Source organism: Brucella pseudogrignonensis (assembly GCF_032190615.1).
In the GTDB taxonomy this organism is placed as follows: Bacteria; Pseudomonadota; Alphaproteobacteria; order Rhizobiales; family Rhizobiaceae; genus Brucella; species Brucella pseudogrignonensis_B.
In genome coordinates this window covers 274,556-296,825 of sequence record NZ_JAVLAT010000002.1, presented here as the reverse complement: position 1 = coordinate 296,825, position 22,270 = coordinate 274,556, and the positions used below count along the sequence as shown (strand labels likewise).

Here is a 22,270-nt window from a genome sequence, read left to right as displayed (position 1 = left end):
AGTTTTCGGGATGCGTTTTGAAGCGCCGCAAATTCCAGTCGTGATTGGTCTGGCAGGTGTGTGGTGACCACCTGCCAGACACGTTTATTCAGCAATAGCTGCCTTGAATTCGGCTTCCGTCGATTTCGCAACGCCATACTTGCTGAACAGAGCCTCGTAATCGGCATCGCCATCAAGCTTGGTCAGTGCATCGCGCAGGAACTTCGCCTGTTCTTCATTGCCCTTTTTGACACCGAAGCCGACGATCACTGGATAAAGCTGCTCAGTTGAACTCACCTTCATACGGCCACGGAGCTTTTCGGCTGCATCGGCTAGCACGGCAGAATTTTCAAGCTGCGCGTCAACGCCGCCGGAAAGGAGAGCCTGTGTCGCTTCCGGTGAAGTCGGAAACTCACGAGAGTCAATCGGATTTGCGGCGCAAACCGACTTGTTGAGCTTTTCAAGTTCAGGAATCCAGGCAGCCCCCTTAATCGAGCCAACGCGTTTGCCGCACAGCTCCTCCGGCTTGGTGAAGTTTTCACCGCTGCTCGTGGCAACTGCGATGGAAACACCGGTTTTCATGTAGGGGACGTAGTCGATTTGTTTGGCGCGCGCAGGCGTCACATAAAGCGTAGAGGCAATGACATTGAATTGATCACTGGAAACGCCGAGGATCAGGTTCTCAAAGCGGGTATCCTGAAAAGAAACTTCGCTGCCAGTCTTCTTGCCGATCAGTTTCACCAGTTCTACGTCAAAGCCTGCAGGCTGATTGGCTTCATCGAAATAGTTATAGGGCGGGTAGGTCAGATCAACACCAATCTTCAGGGTCTCGGCATTGGCTGCCGTCAGTGACGCCATCAGGATTAAAGTACTGGCCAGAAGTTTTTTCATGGGATGTTCCTCTCATTCGTTTTCTTATCTTTGTTGAACAATTATGAGAATGCAATCCCTCGTTCTGCACAAATTTTCATCTTAGGTGACTCAAAGTCGGTAAAGCATACTGGATTCACTACCCAAAATTCGCTGAAACTAACGTAACTTATTCATTTTTCGGGCATTTCTTTTTTTTTCAACATTAGAGGGAAAAAAATTTTAAATTTTGCTCAACCCTCGTAAATCCAGCCTTTGCGGCCAATCGGATATTCCGAGCCAATAAGTCACCCCTAGTATGGCGGATCCGAAATTCGCTTCACTGCAAAGAAACCAACTGAGCGAATTTCGGGTCCAAGGCCATGCCAGCAAATTATTGAATCTAGTGTGGTTTACGGATTTACAGTTCCTCGAAGTGAATGCAGCGCGAATGATACGAACTTTAAATCCATCACACTAGCGCCTGCTATGCCAAACAAACAAACCACAATAGGGAAAGAGAATCTGCTACAGATTTTTCTTGTGGGAGTGAGTGAGTGGTGCATTTTCCCTTGACATCGAAATATTGTTCAACAAATTATAATGACAAGGAGATTGCAGTGACCAATCAGGACCGCCCTTCAGATCGCCCTCTTGTACTGACGCAGACTGCGGCAGGCCTGTTGCGCGACAAAATTCTGCGTGGTGAGCTTGCGCCCGGAACACCGCTGCGCGAGGTGGTCTGGGCTGAAACGCTGAACGTGTCACGCAACACATTGCGCGAAGCATTGCGCGATCTTGTCGCCGAAGGGCTGATTGAGCATCGTGCACATCACGGCGCGACCGTTCGCGCGCTGAATGCGGCCGAAATCAGTGAAATCTATGCCATCCGCATGACGCTTGAACTTCGGGGTGTTACGTGCAGTGCCTATGCCTCGCAGGAAGCGATGTCAGAACTTGTTGAGCGCGTCGAAGCTGTGCAGCGTGCAGCGCTTAAAAGGGACTGGCAGCAATGCGGCACCGCTTCGCTCGAGTTTCATCAGCAGATCGTCGATTTCATCGGTAGTCCGCGCTTGAACGAGGTGTTTGCAACGGTCGCAGCACAGGCGCGTCTGGCCTTCTCCATGGCCCCTGACGCGCGCCGGTTTCAGGAGCCTTGGGTGGCGCGTGATGTCGAAATCTGCGGCCTGCTTTGTGATGGCGATCGCGCCGCCGCAAGTCGCGCTCTTGAACTCTATTTGCAGGAATCTGAACGCGTGGTTCTCGAAGCAGCCCGCGCACAAAACCTGCCTCGCCCCAGCAAAAAGATAGCTTCACACGCAGATTAGCGTGCTGTACCGATATTAAGGAGAAAACAGGGATGAAACCTGAGCCCATTACCCTTGCGCCGGAAGATGCATCTGCGCGCAAGGCGATCAAACCTGTAATCTGCTATCCGGTCGATACTTTGCCGCGCCCTGATCTTGCAGCCTATCGCGCGCTGCGCGATGAATTGGAATTTGTCGAACGCATTGTCGTTCCGGCACGTGATGCAGCGTGCTGGCAGGTACCGGCGGGACATTTCTGCCGTATTCTTTGCAGCGAAGGTTCGCAGGTCGGCGATCTCAACCTTTTTAATGCAAAAAACCTTAATGAGCGGCTTTATACCGGCAAGACGCGCGCGCTCAATGGAACGCATGTTGGCCTTGGTGATCAGCTGTTCTCAAACATGCCTTATCTGCGTCCGATCGCGACGATCACGCATGACACGCTCGACTGGTATGGCTTTGATGAATTCGGTGGCTCGGTACACGATGTTATCGGAACCCGCTGCGACCCATATACCCACAATCTTCTCAGCAATGGCGGCCAGTATCATCACTGTTGCCACTCCAATCTAACCCGCGCTTTTGCAAAACAGACGGGCAAATCTCTTGAAGATGCAGGCAATTTTGTTCATGACGTTCTCAATGTTTTCATGTGCACCGGCTTCACGCGCGATACCGGCCAGTATTTCATGAAGGCAAGCCCGGTTCGCCCCGGCGACTATCTTGAGTTCTTCGCCGAAATCGATCTGCTGGGCTGCATGTCGGCCTGTCCGGGCGGTGACTGCTCGTCGGAGCATTCCTCCGATACAGCCGCTTGCTATCCATTGGTCGTTGAAGTCTATAAGCCTGCTCGTAAGCCAGACGGTTGGGTCGCACCAAAAATCAACGGATATGACGGCACACATGGGCTTTGAGCCCATTCAATTTTTTGCTTTATGGCGTCACTGGACATGTGGCGCCCTTTATCTTGAACAATTATTCCACGGTTCTTGGCGTGCTTCTGGCCGCGATGGACTGGATTGCCAATCACGGCAAGACACTGAAAAAGTCCAAGGCGTCAAAAACCCCATCCTAATCATGCAGTGATTGCGTCGGCTTCGCGCAGGCGATAGCCGACGCCTGTTTCTGTCAGAATATAATGCGGTTGATCGGGAGACTTCTCGATTTTCTGGCGCAGCTGGCGGACATAGATGCGCAGATATTGCACATCGGCCGCCGGTCCCCACACATGGCTCAGAATAAATTGATGCGTCAGCACCTTGCCGGCGTGCTGAACAAGCAGACGCAGGATTTCATATTCCTTGGGCGAGAGCTTTATCTCCGCATCATCAAGCTTCACGATGCGCCTGACCAGATCGACCGATAAACCATCGCTCTGGAAAACCGGCTTCTCGCCCTGCTGGTGCAGTTTATGGCGCAGCGCCACCCGCGTTCTTGCCGCCAGTTCCTTCATGCCAAAAGGCTTGGCTACATAATCGTCCGCACCTGTTTCAAGTGCGCGCACAATGCCTGCCTCATCGGTACGGCTTGAAAGGATGAGGACTGGCAGCGTCAGTCCCCGTTCGCGCCACAGGCGCAGAAGTTCGTGGCCGTCCTTATCGGGCAAGCCAAGGTCAAGCAGAACGAGATCGGGCTTTTCGCTCTCAAGCAACAGGTCTGCTTCGCGCGCATTGGTCGCTTCAATGATCGTATAGCCTTCGGTCGTAAGCCCCACCCGCAGCAATTTGCGAATGGGTGGCTCGTCATCGACGATCAGAATTTTCGGCTTTGGATCGTTCATGCGTTCCTGTCTGTCTCTTGAACCGGCAGCGGTATGGTTATCGTAAAACGGGCGCCGGAACCCTCAGGCCGGTTTCCGGCCCGAATAGTTCCGCCCATTGCTTCTGTGAAGCCGCGGGCAATGGAAAGGCCCAAGCCCGTTCCTGCCTGTACGTGATCACCCTTGCGAACGCGATAGAATGTATCGAAAACCCGTTTAAGATCGATAGCGGGAATACCGGGACCATGATCGCTGATTTCAAGCACCACATGACCACGCTCGACATGCGCTTCAAGCGCAATTTCTGATCCCTGCGGCGCATATTTTGCGGCATTATCGAGAAGATTGAACAATACCTGCTCAAACAAGACCGCATCAAGCCGCAGCATGGGAAGATCGGCTGCGACCGCCACCTGAAGCTTGTGATGCGCGAGAATCTTGACCGTGCGATGCAGCGCTGCTCCCACAATATCGCCGAGATAGTGCAGCGACAGTTTGGGCTCCATGGCACCTGATTCAATGCGTGTCATATCAAGCAGATTGGCGATGAAGCGGTTCAGCCGTTCGGATTGCTCGACAATGGTCGATAGCAATTCGGTGCGGTCGCCTTCGGGCAGCGAAACGGAATAGTCGCGTAATGTGGTGGCGGCCCCCATAATGCCCGCAAGTGGTGTTTTAAGATCGTGCGATATGGAGGTGAGAAGCGCCGAGCGGAGCTTGTCTGCCTCTGCTGCAAGCTTGGCGCGTTCAACATCGCCCACAAGCTGCACACGCTCGATGGCAATGGCCGCCTGATCACTGAGCGCTTCAAAAAGTCTCTGCTGTTCGGGTGTCAGGATTGGCCCCTGCCGATCATTATCGAGCCCGATCACGCCAACGGACGTGCGCGCCGTCTTGAGCGGCAGATAAAGCCGCTTGGCGCCGGGCAGCGTATCCGCACCGCGACCGGCTGGCAGTTCATGTTCCCAAGCCCAGTGAGCTGCAGCAATATCGGCATCGACAAGACTGTCATCGGGCGGGTAGCCCGCGCGAACCGCGATGCTTTCACCTTCGGGAAGCAGAATGACAACGCGCACTTTCAGCATGGAGGCGATCTGAAAAGCGGTTGCCCAGAGCACATCATCGAGCGAACCTGTTCCCGCCAGCTTCTTGCTGAAAAGATAAAGATCCTCGGTCATGTTTGCGCGCTGCCGTGCCGCTGCTGCCTGACGCTGCACGCGGCTTGCCAGATTGCTGGCGACAAAGCTGACAAGCAGAAAGAACGAAAGCGCCACCACGCTTTCTGGGTCTGCGATAGACAGCGTGTAGAGCGGCGAGAGGAAGAAGAAGTTATAGGCAAATGCGCTTAACACCGACACGAACAGCGCTGGCCAAAGACCGAGCGTAACCGCAACGCCAAGAACGCCTACAACGAAAACCAGAGCGATGCTTCGCACATCCAAAAACTGGTCGAGCAGAAGCCCGACACCAAGCGCGCAGGCCGTGACCAGTGAGGCGGCGAGATAAGGCTTGATGTTGAAGGCGCTCGGTTGACTTGCGGTTTTGACACCACGCGTCGTCCCCGCCTTGTCGCGGTCGGCAGTCGAGGTGATATGAACATCAATCGCGCCTGAATGGCGGATAAGATCATGCGCGACAGAGCCTTCGATTGCCTCGCGCCAGCGTGACTTTGCCGATTTTCCGGCAACGATATGCGTATAATTATGGGTTGAGGCGTAACGCACCAGATCTTCGGCAATGTTCTGGCCGGGAATAATCACGGTTTCGCCGCCAAGTCTTTCGGCAAGGCGCATGGTTGCCGAAATCCGGTCCTTTGCTTCATCGGACAGATTGGCCGAACGCGGTGTTTCAATGTGAATGGCAGCCCAGGGCGCCCGCATCCGATCGGCAAGCCGCCGCGCATAGCGCACCAATGAAGCACTGCTTGTGCGCTGGTCGATGGCAACCAGAACGCGATCACCCGCAGCCCATGGCCCTTCAATGGCATGTGCCCGCATATGGGTGAGCAATTGTTCGTCAACCCGCTGCGCGGTGCGGCGAAGTGCAAGTTCGCGCAGGGCAGTCAGATTGCCGGGAGAAAAATAGTTGCGGATCGCACGCTTGGCGGTTTTCGGCAGATAGATCTTGCCCTGGTCAAGCCGCTTGATGAGATCGTCCGGTGTAAGATCAATCAGCTCTATATCATCGGCCCGGTCGATAATACTGTCGGGCACGGTTTCGCGCACGCGGATGCGGGTAATCTGTGCCACCACATCATTGAGGCTTTCGACATGCTGAATATTGAGCGTGGTATAAACATCGATCCCGCGCGCCAGAATTTCCTCGACATCCTGATAGCGTTTGGGATGACGGCTGCCCGGTGCATTGGTGTGGGCCAGCTCATCCACCAGAACCAGTTGCGGCTGTCTTTTGAGGATGGCATCGATGTCCATTTCATCGAGCCGGTGGCCATGATAAGACACCGGCTTGCGGTCGATGATTTCAAGCCCATCGACCAGCGCTTCCGTTGCCTGTCGCCCATGCGTCTCGACAATGCCGATCACCACATCAATGCCGTCCGCTTTGCGCGCACGTCCCGACATCAGCATTTCATAGGTCTTGCCGACGCCGGGTGCTGCTCCCAGAAATATCTTGAGACGGCCGCGCGTTTCGCGCTCTGCCTGTTCAAGCAGCGCATCGGGGGAAGGCCTCATATCACCAAGGCGAAGATCGTCCGATACCAAACGTTGTTCCTCAAAATGAGAAGGTAGCGGGCAAGCCCGCCGCTATTTTATTCTAGTTAATCCCGGTTCTGTCCAGAACAAGATTAAGCTTGAGCACATTGACCACGGGCTCACCAAGAAAACCAAGCTCGCGCTGCTCGATCTGCTGTTCGACGATGCCGCGAAGGCTCGCTTCATCAAGCCCGCGCACTTTGGCAACGCGAGGCACCTGAAAAAGAGCCGCTTGCGGTGAGATATGCGGATCAAGCCCGCTTGCCGATGTTGTGACGAGATCAATCGGCACGTCGGCATTGGGTGTACCCTGTCGCAATGCGTCGGCATCGGCTTTGATGCGTGCAATCAGTGCCGGATTGGTTGGTCCAAGATTGGAGCCACCCGAGCTTGCAGCATCATAACCTTCTTTGCCAGCCGCAGAAGGGCGGCCATGGAAATAGCGCTCGCCTGCAAATTTCTGGCCGATCAGTTCAGAACCGATCACCTTGCCATCCTTTTCGATGAGGCTGCCATTGGCCCGTTGCGGAAAGATGGCTTGCGCAAGCCCGGTCATGCCAAGCGGATAAATCAGCCCTGTGATGACAGTAAGAGCAACGATCATGACGAGTGCTGGACGCAGTTGTTTCAACATTTTCTTGTTCCTTAAACCAGGCCGAGGGCGACGATGGCCATATCAATGGCCTTAATGCCGATGAACGGAACAATGACGCCGCCGAGACCGTAGATCAGAAGATTGCGCGACAGCAGTGCGCCTGCGCCGACAGGCTTATAAGCAACGCCCTTCAGCGAAAGCGGGATCAGCGCGACAATGATGAGTGCGTTGAAGATGATCGCCGAGAGGATCGCGCTTTGTGGGGTTGCAAGCCCCATGATGTTGAGCGCGCCAAGCTGCGGATAAAAGGCGAGAAACATCGCGGGAATGATCGCAAAATACTTGGCAATGTCATTGGCAATCGAGAAGGTCGTGAGTGCGCCGCGCGTCATCAGCAATTGCTTGCCGATCTCAACAATCTCGATGAGCTTGGTTGGATCGCTATCGAGATCGACCATATTCCCGGCCTCGCGTGCGGCAACCGTACCCGTATTCATGGCAACGCCGACATCGGCCTGCGCCAGGGCTGGCGCGTCATTGGTGCCGTCGCCGCACATGGCCACGAGCTTGCCCTTGGCCTGTTCCTGCCGGATAAGCTCAAGCTTGTTTTCAGGCGTTGCCTGCGCCAGAAAATCATCGACACCTGCTTCTGCAGCAATCGCCGCCGCCGTCATCGGATTGTCGCCAGTAATCATCACTGTGCGGATACCCATGCGGCGCAATTCAGTGAAACGCTCGCGAATGCCGCCCTTGACGATATCCTTGAGGTGAATGACGCCAAGCAGGCGTCCATCCTTGCTGACTGCCAAAGGCGTTCCGCCGGTTTTGGCGATTGTGTCGGCAATGGCTTGCAATTCATGGACGGTCTTCTCATCCGATGTTGCATGTTTGAGCACGGCATCAACCGCGCCCTTGCGGATCGACGACCCGTCAACATCGACACCGCTCATCCGGCTTTGCGCCGTGAAAGGCACGAAGATCGCATTCAGGCTCTGCATATCGCGGCCGCGCATGTCGTATTTTTCCTTGGCAAGAACGACGATGGAGCGGCCTTCGGGCGTTTCGTCTGCAAGCGAGGCCAATTGTGCGGCATCGGCAAGGGCCAGTTCATTCACGCCGCTAACCGGCATGAAGGCTGTGGCCTGACGATTGCCGAGCGTGATTGTGCCGGTCTTGTCGAGCAAAAGCGTGTCAACATCACCGGCAGCTTCCACCGCACGACCAGACATCGCAAGCACATTGAAGCGCACCAGACGGTCCATGCCGGCGATGCCGATTGCCGACAAAAGTGCGCCGATTGTGGTCGGGATCAGGGTCACGAAAAGGGCAACCAGCACGATGACGGGAATATAACCGCCCGCATAGGAGGCAAAGCTGGGAATTGTCACCACAGCCAGAACGAAGATCAGCGTCATGCCTGCAAGCAGGATGTTGAGCGCGATTTCATTTGGCGTCTTCTGGCGTTCAGCCCCTTCGACAAGGCTGATCATTTTGTCGATGAAAGTCGAGCCCTGAGCCGCTGTGATGCGGACCTTGATCCAGTCAGACAGAACCTGCGTACCGCCGGTGACAGCAGAGCGGTCGCCGCCCGATTCACGAATGACCGGAGCGGATTCACCTGTGATGGCTGCTTCGTTGACGGAAGCCACACCTTCGATGACTTCGCCGTCGGATGGAATGATATCGCCTGCTTCAACGATCACCACATCGCCGACCTTGAGACTTGTACCAGGTACGGTCGTAAAGTCTTTCTGGCCTATATCGCGCAGCAGTTTGGCCTGGGTTTCCGTGCGGGTGCGGCGCAGGGATTCCGCCTGTGCCTTGCCACGACCTTCGGCAACGGCTTCGGCAAAATTGGCAAACAGCACCGTGAACCAGAGCCAGAGCACGATCTGGAACGAAAAGCCGATATCGGCTCCGCTGGTCGCAACATCTTTCAACAGAAGAACAGTTGTAAGCATGGAGACCACAGCCACCACGAACATCACCGGATTGCGTGCAAGGCTTTTGGGATTAAGCTTGCGAAAAGCGTCACCAATGGCGGGAATGAGGATGCGCGCATCAAGGATGCTGGCCTTAACGACTTTGGCGGATTGGGACTTGCTCATAGGGAACTCCAGAAAAGCGGACCCAGAAATTCTGCAGCAAGTACGATCATCAGCACTGCTGCAAGAATGAGGAGAATGAGGTTTGATGGCCTAAAACTCCGTGCATCCGAATGGATGCAAAAAGGAGTTATTAACTTGCTGAATATGTGCATTAGAATGTTTGCCCGTTGATCAGCGCGAGATGTTCAGCCAAAGGTCCGAGCGCCAGTGCGGGGAAGAAGATCAGACCACCCACAACGAGAATGACACCGATCAGCAGACCGACGAAAAGCGGTCCGTGGGTCGGGAATGTCCCGGCGGATTCGGGTGCTGCCTTCTTGGCAACGAGTGAGCCTGCAATTGCCAGTGTCGGAACGATGACCAGAAAGCGGCCCATCAGCATCGCAAGACCGATGGTGATATTGTACCAGGGCGTGTTGCCCGAGAGGCCGCCAAAGGCAGAACCGTTATTGGCGGTGCCCGACGTATAGGCATAAAGGATTTCCGAAAAACCATGCGGTCCGGGATTGGCTATCGAGCTTAGACCCGCCGGAATGACTGTGGCGATTGCCGTAAAGCCAAGGATCGAAAGCGGCAGGCAGAGAACGGCGAGCATGGCCATCTTCACCTCTTTTACCTCGATTTTCTTGCCCAGATATTCCGGTGTGCGTCCGACCATCAGACCAGCCACGAAGATTGCCACCACAACAAACAGGATGATGCCGTAGAAGCCTGCGCCCACGCCGCCGATAATGATTTCACCCAGCATCATGTTGATCATGGGGATCATGCCGCCAAGCGCCATCATGCTGTCATGCATGGCAATGACTGCGCCACAGGAGGCGGCTGTCGTCACCACTGCAAATAGCGCCGACATCGTAATGCCGAAGCGGGTCTCCTTGCCTTCCATATTGCCGCCATCAATGCCAAGCGCATGGATCAGCGGATTGCCCGCAGCTTCTGCCCAGTAGCAAATGGCAACACCGGCCACAAAGAGCACGCCCATCGCAGCGAAAATCGCCCAGCCCTGCTTTTCATTGCCGACCATGCGGCCAAACACATTGGTAAGGCCTGCACCGATGGCAAAAATCGCTACCATCTGGATCATGTTCGAAATGGCATCGGGATTTTCAAATGGATGCGCGGAATTGGCATTGAAGAAGCCGCCGCCATTGGTGCCGAGCATCTTGATGGCAAGCTGAGAAGCGACCGGACCAAGCGCTATGACCTGTCGCGCGCCTTCAAGCGTGGTGGCTTCGACGTAAGAGCCGAGCGTCTGCGGTACACCGAGCGTGACAAAAATAAGCGTCATGACCACACAAATCGGCAGCAGGATATAGAGTATGCAGCGTGTGAGGTCACACCAGAAATTGCCCAGCGTCTTCATCGATTTGCGCGAGAAGGCGCGGATAAGTGCAATGGCAATGGCCACACCCGTTGCAGCCGAAACGAAGTTCTGGACCGTAAGACCTGCCATCTGGGTGAGATAGGACATGGTGCTTTCGCCACCATAGTTCTGCCAGTTGGTGTTGGTCACAAAACTTGTTGCTGTGTTGAAGGCGAGATCGGCGGGCACATTGCTCATGCCCATAGGGTTGAAAGGCAAGGAACCTTGCGCGCGTTGCAGAAAATAAAGCAGCAGAAAGCCTGCAAGATTGAACAGCAGCATGGCGGCTGCATAGCTCGTCCAGTGCTGCTCCTCACTCTCGCTTGTTCCTGCCAGACGATAAAGTCCCCGTTCGATGGGAACGAGGACAGGCGACAGAAACGTGCGCTCGCCATTGAAAACGCGCGTCATATAGCTGCCAAGCGGCTTTATGAGCACGATTATAATCCCGCAAAAGATGAGGATCTGTATCCATCCATTGATTGTCATGGTTTTTCCCAAGCCTGATTAGAGCGTGTTTCGATCTGATTGAAACAGATCGGCGCTCTAAATCTTTGGTTTAACGCGCATCGTATCCGAAAAACGGTTCCCACTTTTCGGGATGCGCTCTAGGCTCAAATAGGCTGCTTATTCAGAACCGTTCCGGACGAATGAGCGCGTAAAGAAGGTAGGCGGCAACGAAAGCCGCAACCAAGGCGCCTGCGATATATTCAATCAGCATGGCGTGTCCTCAAAGCCTCTCGCAAAGGCGCAAATAGCCAAACAGCATGGCGAAGAAAGCGATGCCTATACCAAGAACGGCGATATCCATTGTCATTTTGAATGCCCTGTCGCGATTGCCTCATGGCCGAATGCCTATGGGGCTCTCTGTTTCCACAGCAGGGATTATGCTGCCGCAGCCCATAGGGTTTCGAGAGAGGGGAGAGGGGTGAAAAATAAAAAAGTCATATATGTTTTGAGGTCAGGCAGATGACAACAAAAAAACGCGCCGCAGGTTGCGACGCGTTTTGGCTTTCAATTTTGCGATGTATCTTAGAGCGCATCGTGAAAAGTGTGAAACGGTTTTCGGAACACGATGCGCTTAAAAAACAGAGAGATAGAGCATTTCCAATGGTTCAATGAAAACTGGAAATGCTCTCGGGATTCAGATCATCAAAGGCCCGGATAATTGCACCCTTCGGGCTTTTGCTCGCAATCAGGCTTGCCAGAAGGATCCGCGCCTGACCGGGACGCAAAGTCTGTGAATGCACAGCACCGGCTGCAACCAGATCATGGCCGCCACCACCGCCGCCATAACCCGGCACCAGAACGCCGATTGGAACGCGGCTCGAAACCACCACCGGGATATTTTTTTTCGTACACTCTTTCACGGCTGCAACGATTGTTGCATTGGCATTGCCAGAGCCAAGAGCTGCAAGCACAATGCCGTGGCTTTGAGCCTGAATGCTCGCCCGAAGATGCAGGTCGTCGCAACCCGGATGAATGGCAACAATATCGACCCGTGTTGCGCTGACCGATGCGGGCAGGCGGATAGCATCCGGTCTTTCCAGATCGCGCACTTCCCGAAACGCATCAGCGTGGTCACTGCTGAACTTGAATGCGCCCCATGTAGGCAAGATCCTGCCGCCAAAGGCAATCAAGACGCCTTTTTGGGCATTGGCCGGGTCCGTTGCAAGATTGATTGCGGTCGTCAGATTGGATGGTCCATCCGCATCGGGATGATCTGCAGTGAACTGCGCTCCGGTGAAAATCACCGGTTTGGAAAGACGGTGTTGCAGGTGAACGAGCAGGGCCGTTTCTTCCATGGAATCCGTGCCATGCAGCACGACAACGCCATGAATTTCAGGATCAGCAATCTGCGCTGCAACAGCATCGGAGATAGTCTGCATGTCGATCAGTGTCAGGATCGATGAATCCTTTGCCATGAGATCAATGGGGCGCAGCTGCGCTCCGACATCGCCAAGCGTCGCAAGCAGATCGTCACCATTAAGCGTCGGCGTGCTTGCGCCATCTTTCCCGCGCTTGCTTGCAATAGTTCCACCGGTGGCGATAACCGCCACCAATGGTTTGAATTGCGAATTACTCACTCTGCCCCTCAATCAGTTACTTTTTGCGTGTCAGCAGCACGTTCTGCCGCCAGACGATAGATTCGGTCACGCAGACCATACCAGCCAATAACCAGCGCGGGTACAATGATAATCAGCGAGCCGATCGTGTAAGAGCCGATCGGATAGTCTGCTGCCATCAGAACCAGAACGCCAAACAGGAAGAACAGCGTCAGGATGCCAGTATAGGGCGCGCCGAACATACGGAAGTCCGGACGTGCGATCTCGCCTTTGCGTGACAAATGCCAAAGCTTAAGCTGGCACAGGATGATCACGCCCCAGGCGGTTATGATGCCCAGCGAAGCAAGGTTCAGTGCAATTTCAAAGGCTGCGGCTGGCACAACGGCATTGAGTGCAACGCCAATTGCGGTGACGACTGCGGTAACAGCAATGCCGCCATAAGGAACGCCGCTTTTGTTCATCTTGGCCAGTGCCGCCGGCGCAGAGCCCGAAACAGCCATAGAGTGCAGAATGCGCCCCGTCGAATAGAGGCCGGCATTCAGCGATGACAGAACCGCAGTCAACACGACGAGGTTCATAATGATATCCGCGCCCTCAACACCGATCTTGCTGAAGAAGGTCACGAAAGGGCTTTCGCCAGCCGAATAGAGTGTATGTGGCAGCAGAAGGGTAAGCAGCAGAACCGAGCCGACATAAAAGACCAGAAGACGGAAAACGACTGTTTTAATCGCGCCCGGCATGATCTTGCGCGGGTCTTCGGTTTCACCAGCCGTGGTGCCGATCAGCTCGATCGAGGCATAGGCGAAGACCACGCCTTGTATGATGACAAGGGCGGGCAGGATACCGTTCGGAAAGAAACCGCCGCTTTCACGAATGAGATGGAAACCCGGCTGATGGCCATCGATCGGGGTGCCGGACACGACGAAATAAATGCCGACAGCAAGGAAAATTACCAACGACAGCACTTTGACAAGGCTGAACCAGAATTCCAGTTCGCCGAAAACCTTGACCGAGAGCAGGTTCATCGACAGCACGAGGACGAGCGCGGTCATCGCAAACATCCACTGGTCGATCCCTTCGAGCCAGGGCACGTAATGCTTGAAGAAATTCATGTAGAGGGCGACGGCGGTCACGTCTGCAATTGAGGTCATGGCCCAGTTAAGCCAGTACATCCAGCCAGCCGCAAAGGCCATTTTCTCGCCGTAGAATTCGCGGGCATAGGAAACGAAGGAGCCGGAGCTCGGGCGATGCATAATCAGCTCGCCAAGGGCGCGCAGCACCAGAAATGCGAAAAAACCACAGACCGCATAAACGAACACAAGCGACGGACCAGCCTGTACCAGACGTCCGCCTGCACCCAGAAACAGACCCGTTCCGATTGCTCCCCCGATGGCAATCATCTGAATCTGACGCGGCTTCAGCGCTTTGTGATAGCCACGATCCTCTTCTGTGAAGAGTTCACGCTCGGCGGGTGTGACCTTGAAATTTTCCGTTGTCATCGCTCCTCCCTGAGAGCTCAGTTTTGAACAAATTCTATAGCTTTTGCAGTGATCGCAATGAGTAACGACAGTGTTGAAACAGTCGGATACATGGAGCGCCTACGCGGCGCGGCAATGCATCTGTTGTTTTAATTCAAAGCACTGTCGAGAAAAGAAACCTCAGCGCCGCTATGGGCAGATTTCTTGTCACGCTTCAATTCGTTCCCATTGCATTTTCTGTAAAGCTGCATGACAGATTTAATTGCGGCTTTAACGCATATCAGAAAACATGAGTCAAGTTCACAAGTGAGTTGACGATTGTCGCAAGGAGGAGTAACCGAATTAAATCTGTCATGCTGTCAGACAGATTTAACGTTTCGAGTTCAGGAGGACAAAGTGGTCGGAACGCGCGTTGAACATGACCTGCTTGGTGCAAAGGAGGTGCCTGCAGATGCTTACTGGGGCGTCCATACGGCGCGAGCATTGGATAATTTTCAGATTACAGGCGTCAGCATCGGACGCTATCCCTATCTCGTGCGTGGCCTCACCTTCGTCAAAGAAGCTGCAGCGCTGGCCAATCACGAGCTCGGCCTGTTGAGCCGTCAACATCTGGATGCGATTGTGAGTGCATGCCGCGAAATTCGCGATGGTGCCCTGCACGATCAGTTCGTGGTCGATGTGATTCAGGGGGGTGCCGGTACGTCGACTAATATGAATGCGAACGAGGTTATCGCCAACCGTGCGCTGGAATTGCTTGGGCATGAAAAGGGCGACTACGCGCATCTGCATCCCAACGACCATGTCAATCTCAGCCAGTCGACCAATGATGCCTATCCAACTGCGATTAACGTGGGTGTGATTGAAGCCATAGATGAACTGGCGGATTGCATGGAGCTGCTTCAGGCATCGTTTGAGCGTAAAGCGCGCGAATTCGACAAGATGCTGAAGGTTGGGCGTACGCAGCTTCAGGATGCGGTTCCGATGACGCTGGGTCAGGAGTTTCGCACCTTTGCAGTGATGCTTGGCGAAGATCGCCTGCGGCTGCTTGAATCGGCAAAGCTTCTGCACGAAATCAATCTGGGCGCCACGGCAATCGGCACTGGGCTTAATGCGCCGAAAGGCTATGCAGCGCTTGCCTGCGAGCATCTTTCGCGTTTGACGGGTCGCCCGCTGGTCACAGCCAGCGATCTGATTGAGGCAACACAGGATCCCGGTGCTTTCGTGCATCTTTCAGGCGTTTTGAAGCGCGTTGCGGTCAAACTTTCCAAGACCTGCAACGATCTGCGGCTTTTGTCGTCCGGTCCGCGTGCCGGTATCGGCGAAATCAACCTGCCAGCCGTTCAGGCAGGATCCAGCATCATGCCGGGCAAGATCAATCCGGTGATCCCGGAAGTGGTCAATCAGGTGGCTTTTGCGGTCATCGGCAGCGACATCACGATCACCATGGCAGCCGAAGGCGGTCAGCTGCAGTTGAACGCTTTTGAGCCGATCATCGTGCGCTCACTGTCGGAAAGCATCAGCCATCTGGGTGCTGCCTGCCGCATTCTTGCAGAACGTTGTGTGGATGGCATTACCGCCAATCCGGAAATCATGGCGCGGCGTGTGGAGGAATCCATCGGTCTTGCCACAGCACTTAATCCGCTGATCGGCTATTATGCAGCAACAAAAGTTGCACAGGAAGCGCTTGCCACCGGTCAAACAGTGCCGGAGGTTGTGCTTGCGCAGGGCCATATGACAGCGGAACAATTGCAGCAGGCGCTCAGGCCTGAGCACCTTGCCAATCTGGCGATTGAAGCCTGAGAATGCTTTAAAATGGCGCATCGGACATCAGTCTGATGCGCTTTTTTCTTTCGCCATAATGGTGGTGACGGCCAGCTTCACCTGACCGAGATGGCTCTGCATAGCGAGACGCGCCTGTTCTTCGGAGCCACTCTTGATAGCCTCGGCAATCTGGCGATGCTCGATGTTGGAAGCCTCGCGGCGACCGGCCATGAGATTGACGAGTTCAGACTGGCGGGAAAGCGCCACGCGGGCATCAGCAACGATTTTTGCAAACATGGCATTGCCGGAAGCAGAGGCAATCATGCTGTGAAATTCGGTGTCGAGCAGCACCCATTTATGCGGATCGGTCTGCTTTTCCATGCGATCGCAAAGATCAATGAGCTTTGCCATCTGATCATCCGTGTGGCGGATTGCGGCCCATCCGGCTGCTGGCACTTCGATGAAGGGGCGGGCCTCGATCAGATCGCGCGCTGAATAGCCGCCATAACTCAGTTCCGGGCCAGGTGATGTTTTAAGCACATAAGTGCCGCTTCCGGTGCGGGTATGGGTGAGGCCAAGCGTTTGCAGCGAGCGCAATGCCTCGCGCACGATCGGGCGACTGACGCTATATTTTTCAGCAAGCTGAGCTTCCGAGGGCAGGCGTGTTCCAACCGCCAGTCTTCCCTTTGCAATGGCCGAACGAATATCCTCAAAAACGATTTCCGCAGCACTTTTCCGGCTTACCGGACTGGAATCTGCCAGCCATTCAGTGACCACCCCAATGCTCTCCCCTTTAATTGCAATCTGTCTTACAGCTAGGCAATTTATGTCAGAAGAGCAACAGGCCTGTGTTGTTTCTTTTACTGTTCACTGATTAACGGCTTACGCGAAACCGGGGGAAAATTTCCATCGTCAGGTAGTTTTCATCAAAGCTGGAGATGTGAACAAGTGCAGCGCGATTAAGAAACTCTACTTCATTATTTTTAAAGATCAGCAGGTCCTCCTCCCTTAAGTCACGCAACATTCTGTTCGTGTGAATTGGTGTTAACCCCAAGGCGTCCGCCAACTCGCTTTGTGTCAGTGGGCAGAAAAAGCTATTCTCGTCACTTGTCCCATTCATGCGCGCACGCTGGCCCAATTCGAGAAGCAAGTGTGCAACGCGAACGAGCGCACTTCTTCTCCCAAGACTAATAAGATGTTCTATGAAAATGGAGCGCTGCCGCGCCATTAATTCCATGAATGTCATGGCAAGGCGGGGTGAGGCTAATAGGCTTTCTGTTAAATGATCGATTGATATTTCAAAAACGGATAGTTCGGTGACGGCAATCAAAGTATAATAGTTGAAGCCAATGCCTGTTCTAAAGCCAATGAAATCGCCCTTCATTGGAAAATCCATTATTTGGCGGTCGCCATCGGCGAGATCACGATAAATGCAACCCCATCCGCTTTTTATAATATGGACGGTATTGGCCCAGTCCCCTTGACTGCTTACAACTGAGTGAGGTGGGTAGGTCTTTAACGAGACAGTCAAAGTTTGCAGTGCGTTCTTATCATTGTCATCAAAAACGGCACTTATCGGCACGCTTTCCATAAAGTGCCGCAGAGACTTGGCTTCATCAGCATGTAGCGCCATTGATCTGTGTCCTGCCGTGATCTTCAGGAAGCCTTTAATTCCCCCTGACTCTCAACAGCACAGAAAATTCGCTGTAGGTCAGGTACTTGCAGTTTCAGTAAGTTTCCGTGAGCAGCAATCTTTTGGCAAGGTAGTAAAATCTACCACTAATTGCGTATATATTTGATATTTCACTAAACCATATTTCACGGAACTGCCTAATCTAGGTTAATGACAATGAAATGGAATTCGGGCAATCTTTTCGTCAATAAGTAATAAAAACAATAATTGTTTGCGTGGTTAAAAGTACATCCTGATTATTATACCGATAAAGAAGCAGAAGCGCATCATAAATTGATGCGTAAGAGAGTGGAACTGTATGCATAATTCGGATTAGAGGGCAAAGATTATGAACATTTCTCCGCATTTTAACGGAATGTCGGGCAATTCCAAAAACAATACTAATATGCCGGTTAAGGGGGCGTCATTAAAGTCTGAAGACTCTTTTGATAGCTTGCTGCCTTTATTGGTGATCATAGATAACCGTGCATTAGACAGAGAATGTCTCGCTCACGGACTGACAAATCACAGTATAGAGATGACAATCGCAACGTTCAGTTCTTTTGAACAGTTGCAGCACCAACGTCGTGGCCGGACCGTTAGCGCGGTTTTGTTCAATATTGGCGGTCAGAAAGTTTCTGATCCCGCCGTGGGTAACTACCTTAGCCGCATTGTTAACGATTGTGCGCCTGCTCCAGTCATTATTCTGGCAGATAAAGAAGACATTTCTCAGGTGCTTAAAGCGCTTGATTATGGTGTTAAGGGTTACATTCCGACTTCCGTCAATGTGAATGTCTGTGTTGAAGCATTACGCCTCGCGCTGGCTGGCGGAACCTTCGTTCCTGCAAGCAGTGTTTTGGCCTTGCGGCATGCAACGGACCCCAACTCCCATAGACTTCAACCTCTTGGCGGAATGTTTACGCAACGTCAGGCAGAGGTCGTGAATGCTTTGCGTCGCGGAAAAGCGAACAAGATTATCGCTTATGAGCTTAAGCTGCGTGAAAGCACCGTAAAAGTGCATATTCGCAACATCATGAAGAAGTTGAAGGCGTCAAATCGCACGGAAGTTGCTTGTATCATCAACGAGCTTTTCCCTTCGGAGACATCGTTTTCCGACTTGCAGTAGCGAAAGCGAAACTGCCCTTTAAGGAGAATTTTTGTGATTATCTCCGACGTTTCATCAGGAAACGGGCGTCAGCCGTTGGCTGACCTGTTCGATATTATCAAACGCAGGAAAGCCATGCTGATTGTGCCGGTCATAATCGGCGCTGGTGTAGGCTTTGTTGGCTATCTCTGCGCACCAATTAGTTATGTCTCTGAATCTGTTCTCGTTCTGGACATGCGCCGTCTGCAAGCGTTGCCAAATGAAAGTGCAATTACGCCATTGCCACAGGACAGCCCGGTGTTGCGCTCAGAACTCGACATCATTAATTCACGGATGATGGCCCGCAAGGTCATTGATATTCTGCAAGAAGGGAACGTGTACGTTCCGACGGGGCTTCAGTCTCGCACAATACTGTCTTCAACGTCACGGTCTGCAGCGCAAGATCGTGGTGCTCGTGAGGTTGATCCCGAGTTGCGGGAAAGACAGCGTATCGATCAGTTGTTGTCGCGGCTTAGAGTTAGCAATGATGGGCGATCTTATACCATCTTTATATCCTATCGAGCGCCTGATCCTGTGTATGCGGCGAAAGTTGCAAACGCCTTTGCGACGGCATATCTTGACCATCAGATTGATGTGCAACAATCGGCTGCTCGACGCGTTAGCGAATGGCTTGGTGATAAGCTTGTCACTTTACGTAATGATCTTGAAAACGCTGAAAGTGCTGCGGAAAACTTTCGGCAGAAGTCACGTTTAGCGGGCGATCCGGGTCAGATCAGTTTTCAGGCACAGAAGGTTGCAGCCTTAAACACTGAAATTGTTGCAGCGACGGGCGCGGTGTCGCTTGCTGAGGCCAGACTGCGGACGGCTGAAAGCTTGAAGGACAGCAATGAAGCGCCTGCTTTAACGGAAGTATTGGCGTCGCCAGCAATCCAAAATTTGCGAAACGAGCAGGCTAGGGTCGAGCGTCAGCTTGATGAGTTGCGTTCAAACGGTGCCTTGAAAAGCGCGGAAATTCCCGTGTTAACGGCCGAACGCGAAGCTCTTAAGCAGCAAATTTCGGCCCAAGTTGGCGAAATTATAAAGAGCCTTCGCAATGAAATACAAATTGCGCACCAACGACGCACCGGATTGGAAGATGCTTTGAAGATAGCTGAAAGCGATCTCGCTGAAGCCAATCAGGCACAGGTCAAGGTGGCTCAGTTTGATCGCGAAGCCAATGCTAGCCGCACAGTCTATGAGAGCTATCTGACGCGCTACAAGCAACTCATTGAGCAAGATGGTATTGCTGTTCCTGAGGCGCAGCTGATATCCCCAGCAGAGCCATCAGCAGCACGTTCAAGTCCCAATCTATTCAATTGGCTTTTGTTGGGGCTCGGTCTTGGTGGTCTGATTGCAGTTGCGGGCACAATCGCACGCGAAACCTTCGACAAAATCCGTCCGGCTCAGACGGCATCAATGATTTTGCCAGGCATTCCAGCAGCCACGCTGTTGCCGGTAACACCCCGATTGACAGTGTCATTGCTTATCAATCGTGGCGTTGATCCGGCCAGTGCCTTTGGTCGTGCGGTAAAGTCGGTTCATGACCGTCTGCGATCATTAACACGCGGGCGCGATTCCCTAGCGCTTTCCGTGGTCTCTCTTTCGGATAGCGAGGGAAAAGCACTCCTCATTACCGCCCTGGCACAACAATTTGCGGCCAGCGGCATAGCTGTGGCCGTTATCGACGCGACAAACGATCAGTCGGGGCTATCAGAAGCATTCGGTCTTCCAAACAACGAGTATGGCTTTACACCAACCGGCCGGTTGCTTCCGGGCGCAACACTTGTTCATGATCACGGGTCAGGCATCGATATTATTACTCCTGGCAAACAGATGCGTGAGGGGGATTGGCTTGCCGAGCTGATTGCGCAATTGCGTCTGGATCATAAAATTATTCTCGTCGATCTTCCGGCAGTTAGGGACGATAAAGGCTCGATTTTGCTTTCACGTGCTACCGACACATCTCTTTTGATGGTGAAGTCCGATCGGAATGAACAAAATGCAAACCATGCATTGATTCAGACCATGGCATCATTTGGCCGCAAACCTGCGATTGCCGTTGTGAATGATTTTTCACCGTCATACCGAAGCTGGATAATAGTTCCTGTTGCTTTCGCTGTCTCGGCCATTCAGCAGATCAGAGTGTTCTTTAAGCAAGTTTTTAAACGTGTTCGGAAAGGTACGGATCCCGATTTAACAAAAAATAGGGAGGTTTCATCATGAGATACATCGTTAGCCGACGTGGTTTTCCCTCTCTTTTTCGTTCTACTTTGCTCGCCACTGCAATCGCTTGGTCATTTGCGACCGTTGCGATCGCTGAGGGACAGGGCTATGCGGCCGGTTCAAATGATGTTTTGCAGATTACGGTTTATGGGCAGCCTGCGCTTACCGGACTTTATCCGATCGATACCGAAGGAAATATTGGCTATCCAGTCGTTGGTAACATTGCGGTTGCCGGGCTGACGATGCCTCAGATTAGCGAAAAAATAGCCGCCGCACTTTCTCAACATATTCCGGGACTGACGGTCACTGCCACTATAAATCAGTATGCGCCGGTTTTCGTCGTTGGTGATGTCAAAGTGCCCGGCAAATATGAATTCAGACCCGGTATGGTGGTTTTGGAGCTGATGGCAATTGGTGGCGGCGCTGGCAAGGGAGAAGCTCCGGCAGTCACGGCTGGAATGCAGCTGATTACGGCCCAACAAGACTATGCAGATTTGCAAATGCAGATGACGCAGGCGAGCATTCGACGCGTGCGTCTTCAAGCCGAATTAAACGGTATAGACTTTGATTATCAGCTTCCCGAGCAAACACCGGCCAACAAACAGACATCTAATCTTACCAAACAAATGGCGGCAGGTGAAAAAACGCTCTTTGATGTGCGACGCAATAATTTGAATGCGGAGCGCAGTGCGCTTCAAGCGCAATCAGCAAGCTATGGTGATGAAATTGAAACATTAAAGCAAAGTATCACGCTTCATGACGCGGAAATCAAACTTCTGGAAGAAAATGTCCAATCAAGTAAGACACTTGTTGAGCGTGGATTGGCGGCAAAGTCAAACCTGCGCGATATGGAGCGGGATCTTTCCTCAACCCGGCGTGATGCCCTGGAGTTGGCATCTTTCCTCGCGCGTGCACGACAAAACCAGTTAGCGGTCCAACAGCGTATCGCCAATCTGGAAGAAGCGCGCAGAAGCGAAGCAGCGACAAGTCTTCAAGAAATAGATCTAAATCTTGCAAGGATGGAATCGCGCGCAAATGCCCAACTTCAAACTATGGCCGAGATAGCAAAGTCCTCTGGAAATATCTCATCGTCCGATATGCGTCAGAAGCTGGTCTTCACAATTAGCCGCAATGTAAGTGGCGTATTTGAGGATTTCGCTGCCAATGAACGCACAGAAATTCGTCCCGGAGATATTCTTCGTATTGAGCTTGATATGAGTAAGTTGGGAGCATCTCCGTCCTAAAATAA

Annotated in this window: 17 protein-coding genes; 6 read left to right on the top strand and 11 right to left on the bottom strand. The window is 53.0% G+C overall.

Annotation, left to right across the window (positions count from 1 at the left end):
* Positions 1-84 precede the first annotated feature (84 nt).
* Positions 85-870, bottom strand: coding sequence for an ABC transporter substrate-binding protein (locus tag RI570_RS12735; RefSeq protein ID WP_313828909.1), 786 nt, complete (start codon positions 868-870; stop codon positions 85-87).
* Between the two features lie 578 nt (positions 871-1,448).
* Between RI570_RS12735 and RI570_RS12730 the strand changes: the two genes are divergently transcribed.
* Positions 1,449-2,156, top strand: coding sequence for a GntR family transcriptional regulator (locus tag RI570_RS12730; RefSeq protein WP_313828908.1), 708 nt, complete (start codon positions 1,449-1,451; stop codon positions 2,154-2,156).
* 32 nt (positions 2,157-2,188) lie between these two features.
* Complete coding sequence (locus tag RI570_RS12725; protein ID WP_313828907.1) at positions 2,189-3,049, top strand: DUF1989 domain-containing protein; 861 nt, start codon at positions 2,189-2,191, stop codon at positions 3,047-3,049.
* Between the two features lie 161 nt (positions 3,050-3,210).
* On the opposite strand, the gene RI570_RS12720 is transcribed toward RI570_RS12725, so the two are convergent.
* From RI570_RS12720 to RI570_RS12685, 8 genes are all read right to left on the bottom strand, one after another.
* Positions 3,211-3,915 carry a response regulator transcription factor gene (locus RI570_RS12720; RefSeq protein ID WP_313828906.1) on the bottom strand — a complete coding sequence of 235 codons (705 nt, stop codon included), beginning with the start codon at positions 3,913-3,915 and terminating at the stop codon, positions 3,211-3,213.
* Entirely contained in the window at positions 3,912-6,587 is a 2,676-nt protein-coding gene (locus tag RI570_RS12715; RefSeq protein ID WP_313830030.1) for a sensor histidine kinase KdpD, read from the bottom strand. Before RI570_RS12715 ends, RI570_RS12720 begins: the two co-directional genes overlap by 4 nt.
* Positions 6,588-6,669: 82 nt before the next feature.
* A complete protein-coding gene (gene kdpC, locus RI570_RS12710) occupies positions 6,670-7,242 on the bottom strand; it encodes a potassium-transporting ATPase subunit KdpC (protein WP_313828904.1) in 573 nt (190 codons plus the stop codon).
* A gap of 11 nt (positions 7,243-7,253) precedes the next feature.
* A complete protein-coding gene (gene kdpB, locus RI570_RS12705; protein ID WP_105519216.1) occupies positions 7,254-9,311 on the bottom strand; it encodes a potassium-transporting ATPase subunit KdpB in 2,058 nt (685 codons plus the stop codon).
* A gap of 151 nt (positions 9,312-9,462) precedes the next feature.
* On the bottom strand, positions 9,463-11,166 hold the full coding sequence (kdpA, locus tag RI570_RS12700) for a potassium-transporting ATPase subunit KdpA (protein ID WP_313828903.1): 1,704 nt from the start codon (positions 11,164-11,166) through the stop codon (positions 9,463-9,465).
* A gap of 142 nt (positions 11,167-11,308) precedes the next feature.
* The gene (gene kdpF / locus RI570_RS12695) at positions 11,309-11,398 is read right to left on the bottom strand and encodes a K(+)-transporting ATPase subunit F (protein ID WP_036567035.1); all 90 of its coding nucleotides are present in this window, start codon (positions 11,396-11,398) and stop codon (positions 11,309-11,311) included.
* A gap of 394 nt (positions 11,399-11,792) precedes the next feature.
* Positions 11,793-12,764, bottom strand: coding sequence for an asparaginase (locus tag RI570_RS12690; protein ID WP_313828902.1), 972 nt, complete (start codon positions 12,762-12,764; stop codon positions 11,793-11,795).
* 8 nt (positions 12,765-12,772) lie between these two features.
* A complete protein-coding gene (locus RI570_RS12685; protein ID WP_313828901.1) occupies positions 12,773-14,242 on the bottom strand; it encodes an amino acid permease in 1,470 nt (489 codons plus the stop codon).
* A gap of 375 nt (positions 14,243-14,617) precedes the next feature.
* On the opposite strand from RI570_RS12685, the gene RI570_RS12680 reads away from it, so the two are divergent.
* A complete protein-coding gene (locus RI570_RS12680; RefSeq protein WP_313828900.1) occupies positions 14,618-16,021 on the top strand; it encodes an aspartate ammonia-lyase in 1,404 nt (467 codons plus the stop codon).
* Between the two features lie 27 nt (positions 16,022-16,048).
* On the opposite strand, the gene RI570_RS12675 is transcribed toward RI570_RS12680, so the two are convergent.
* Both RI570_RS12675 and RI570_RS12670 read right to left on the bottom strand, forming a co-directional pair.
* A complete protein-coding gene (locus RI570_RS12675; RefSeq protein ID WP_409558669.1) occupies positions 16,049-16,759 on the bottom strand; it encodes a FadR/GntR family transcriptional regulator in 711 nt (236 codons plus the stop codon).
* Between the two features lie 97 nt (positions 16,760-16,856).
* Positions 16,857-17,573, bottom strand: a complete 717-nt coding sequence (locus RI570_RS12670) for a Crp/Fnr family transcriptional regulator (RefSeq protein WP_409558692.1) — start codon at positions 17,571-17,573, stop codon at positions 16,857-16,859.
* Between the two features lie 487 nt (positions 17,574-18,060).
* On the opposite strand from RI570_RS12670, the gene RI570_RS12665 reads away from it, so the two are divergent.
* The 3 genes from RI570_RS12665 to RI570_RS12655 are packed head-to-tail and all read left to right on the top strand — an operon-like array spanning position 18,061 to position 22,265.
* On the top strand, positions 18,061-18,780 hold the full coding sequence (locus RI570_RS12665; RefSeq protein WP_313830027.1) for a response regulator transcription factor: 720 nt from the start codon (positions 18,061-18,063) through the stop codon (positions 18,778-18,780).
* A 33-nt stretch (positions 18,781-18,813) separates the two neighbouring features.
* Positions 18,814-21,021 carry an exopolysaccharide transport family protein gene (locus RI570_RS12660; RefSeq protein WP_313828898.1) on the top strand — a complete coding sequence of 736 codons (2,208 nt, stop codon included), beginning with the start codon at positions 18,814-18,816 and terminating at the stop codon, positions 21,019-21,021.
* Positions 21,018-22,265: a polysaccharide biosynthesis/export family protein gene (locus tag RI570_RS12655; protein ID WP_313828897.1), complete on the top strand. Its 1,248-nt coding sequence runs from the start codon at positions 21,018-21,020 to the stop codon at positions 22,263-22,265. The genes RI570_RS12660 and RI570_RS12655 overlap by 4 nt, the downstream gene beginning before the upstream one ends.
* The last annotated feature ends 5 nt before the right edge of the window (positions 22,266-22,270 follow it).

What these genes read in the sequence shown, in the direction of transcription:
- RI570_RS12735 (WP_313828909.1), bottom strand. Translation starts at nt 870, where the DNA reads ATGAAAAAACTTCTGGCCAGTACTTTAATCCTGATGGCGTCACTGACG.
- RI570_RS12725 (WP_313828907.1), top strand. Translation starts at nt 2,189, where the DNA reads ATGAAACCTGAGCCCATTACCCTTGCGCCGGAAGATGCATCTGCGCGC.
- RI570_RS12720 (WP_313828906.1), bottom strand. Translation starts at nt 3,915, where the DNA reads ATGAACGATCCAAAGCCGAAAATTCTGATCGTCGATGACGAGCCACCC.
- RI570_RS12715 (WP_313830030.1), bottom strand. Translation starts at nt 6,587, where the DNA reads ATGAGGCCTTCCCCCGATGCGCTGCTTGAACAGGCAGAGCGCGAAACG.
- kdpC (WP_313828904.1), bottom strand. Translation starts at nt 7,242, where the DNA reads ATGTTGAAACAACTGCGTCCAGCACTCGTCATGATCGTTGCTCTTACT.
- kdpB (WP_105519216.1), bottom strand. Translation starts at nt 9,311, where the DNA reads ATGAGCAAGTCCCAATCCGCCAAAGTCGTTAAGGCCAGCATCCTTGAT.
- kdpA (WP_313828903.1), bottom strand. Translation starts at nt 11,166, where the DNA reads ATGACAATCAATGGATGGATACAGATCCTCATCTTTTGCGGGATTATA.
- kdpF (WP_036567035.1), bottom strand. Translation starts at nt 11,398, where the DNA reads ATGCTGATTGAATATATCGCAGGCGCCTTGGTTGCGGCTTTCGTTGCC.
- RI570_RS12685 (WP_313828901.1), bottom strand. Translation starts at nt 14,242, where the DNA reads ATGACAACGGAAAATTTCAAGGTCACACCCGCCGAGCGTGAACTCTTC.
- RI570_RS12670 (WP_409558692.1), bottom strand. Translation starts at nt 17,573, where the DNA reads ATGGAAAGCGTGCCGATAAGTGCCGTTTTTGATGACAATGATAAGAAC.
- RI570_RS12665 (WP_313830027.1), top strand. Translation starts at nt 18,061, where the DNA reads ATGCCGGTTAAGGGGGCGTCATTAAAGTCTGAAGACTCTTTTGATAGC.
- RI570_RS12655 (WP_313828897.1), top strand. Translation starts at nt 21,018, where the DNA reads ATGAGATACATCGTTAGCCGACGTGGTTTTCCCTCTCTTTTTCGTTCT.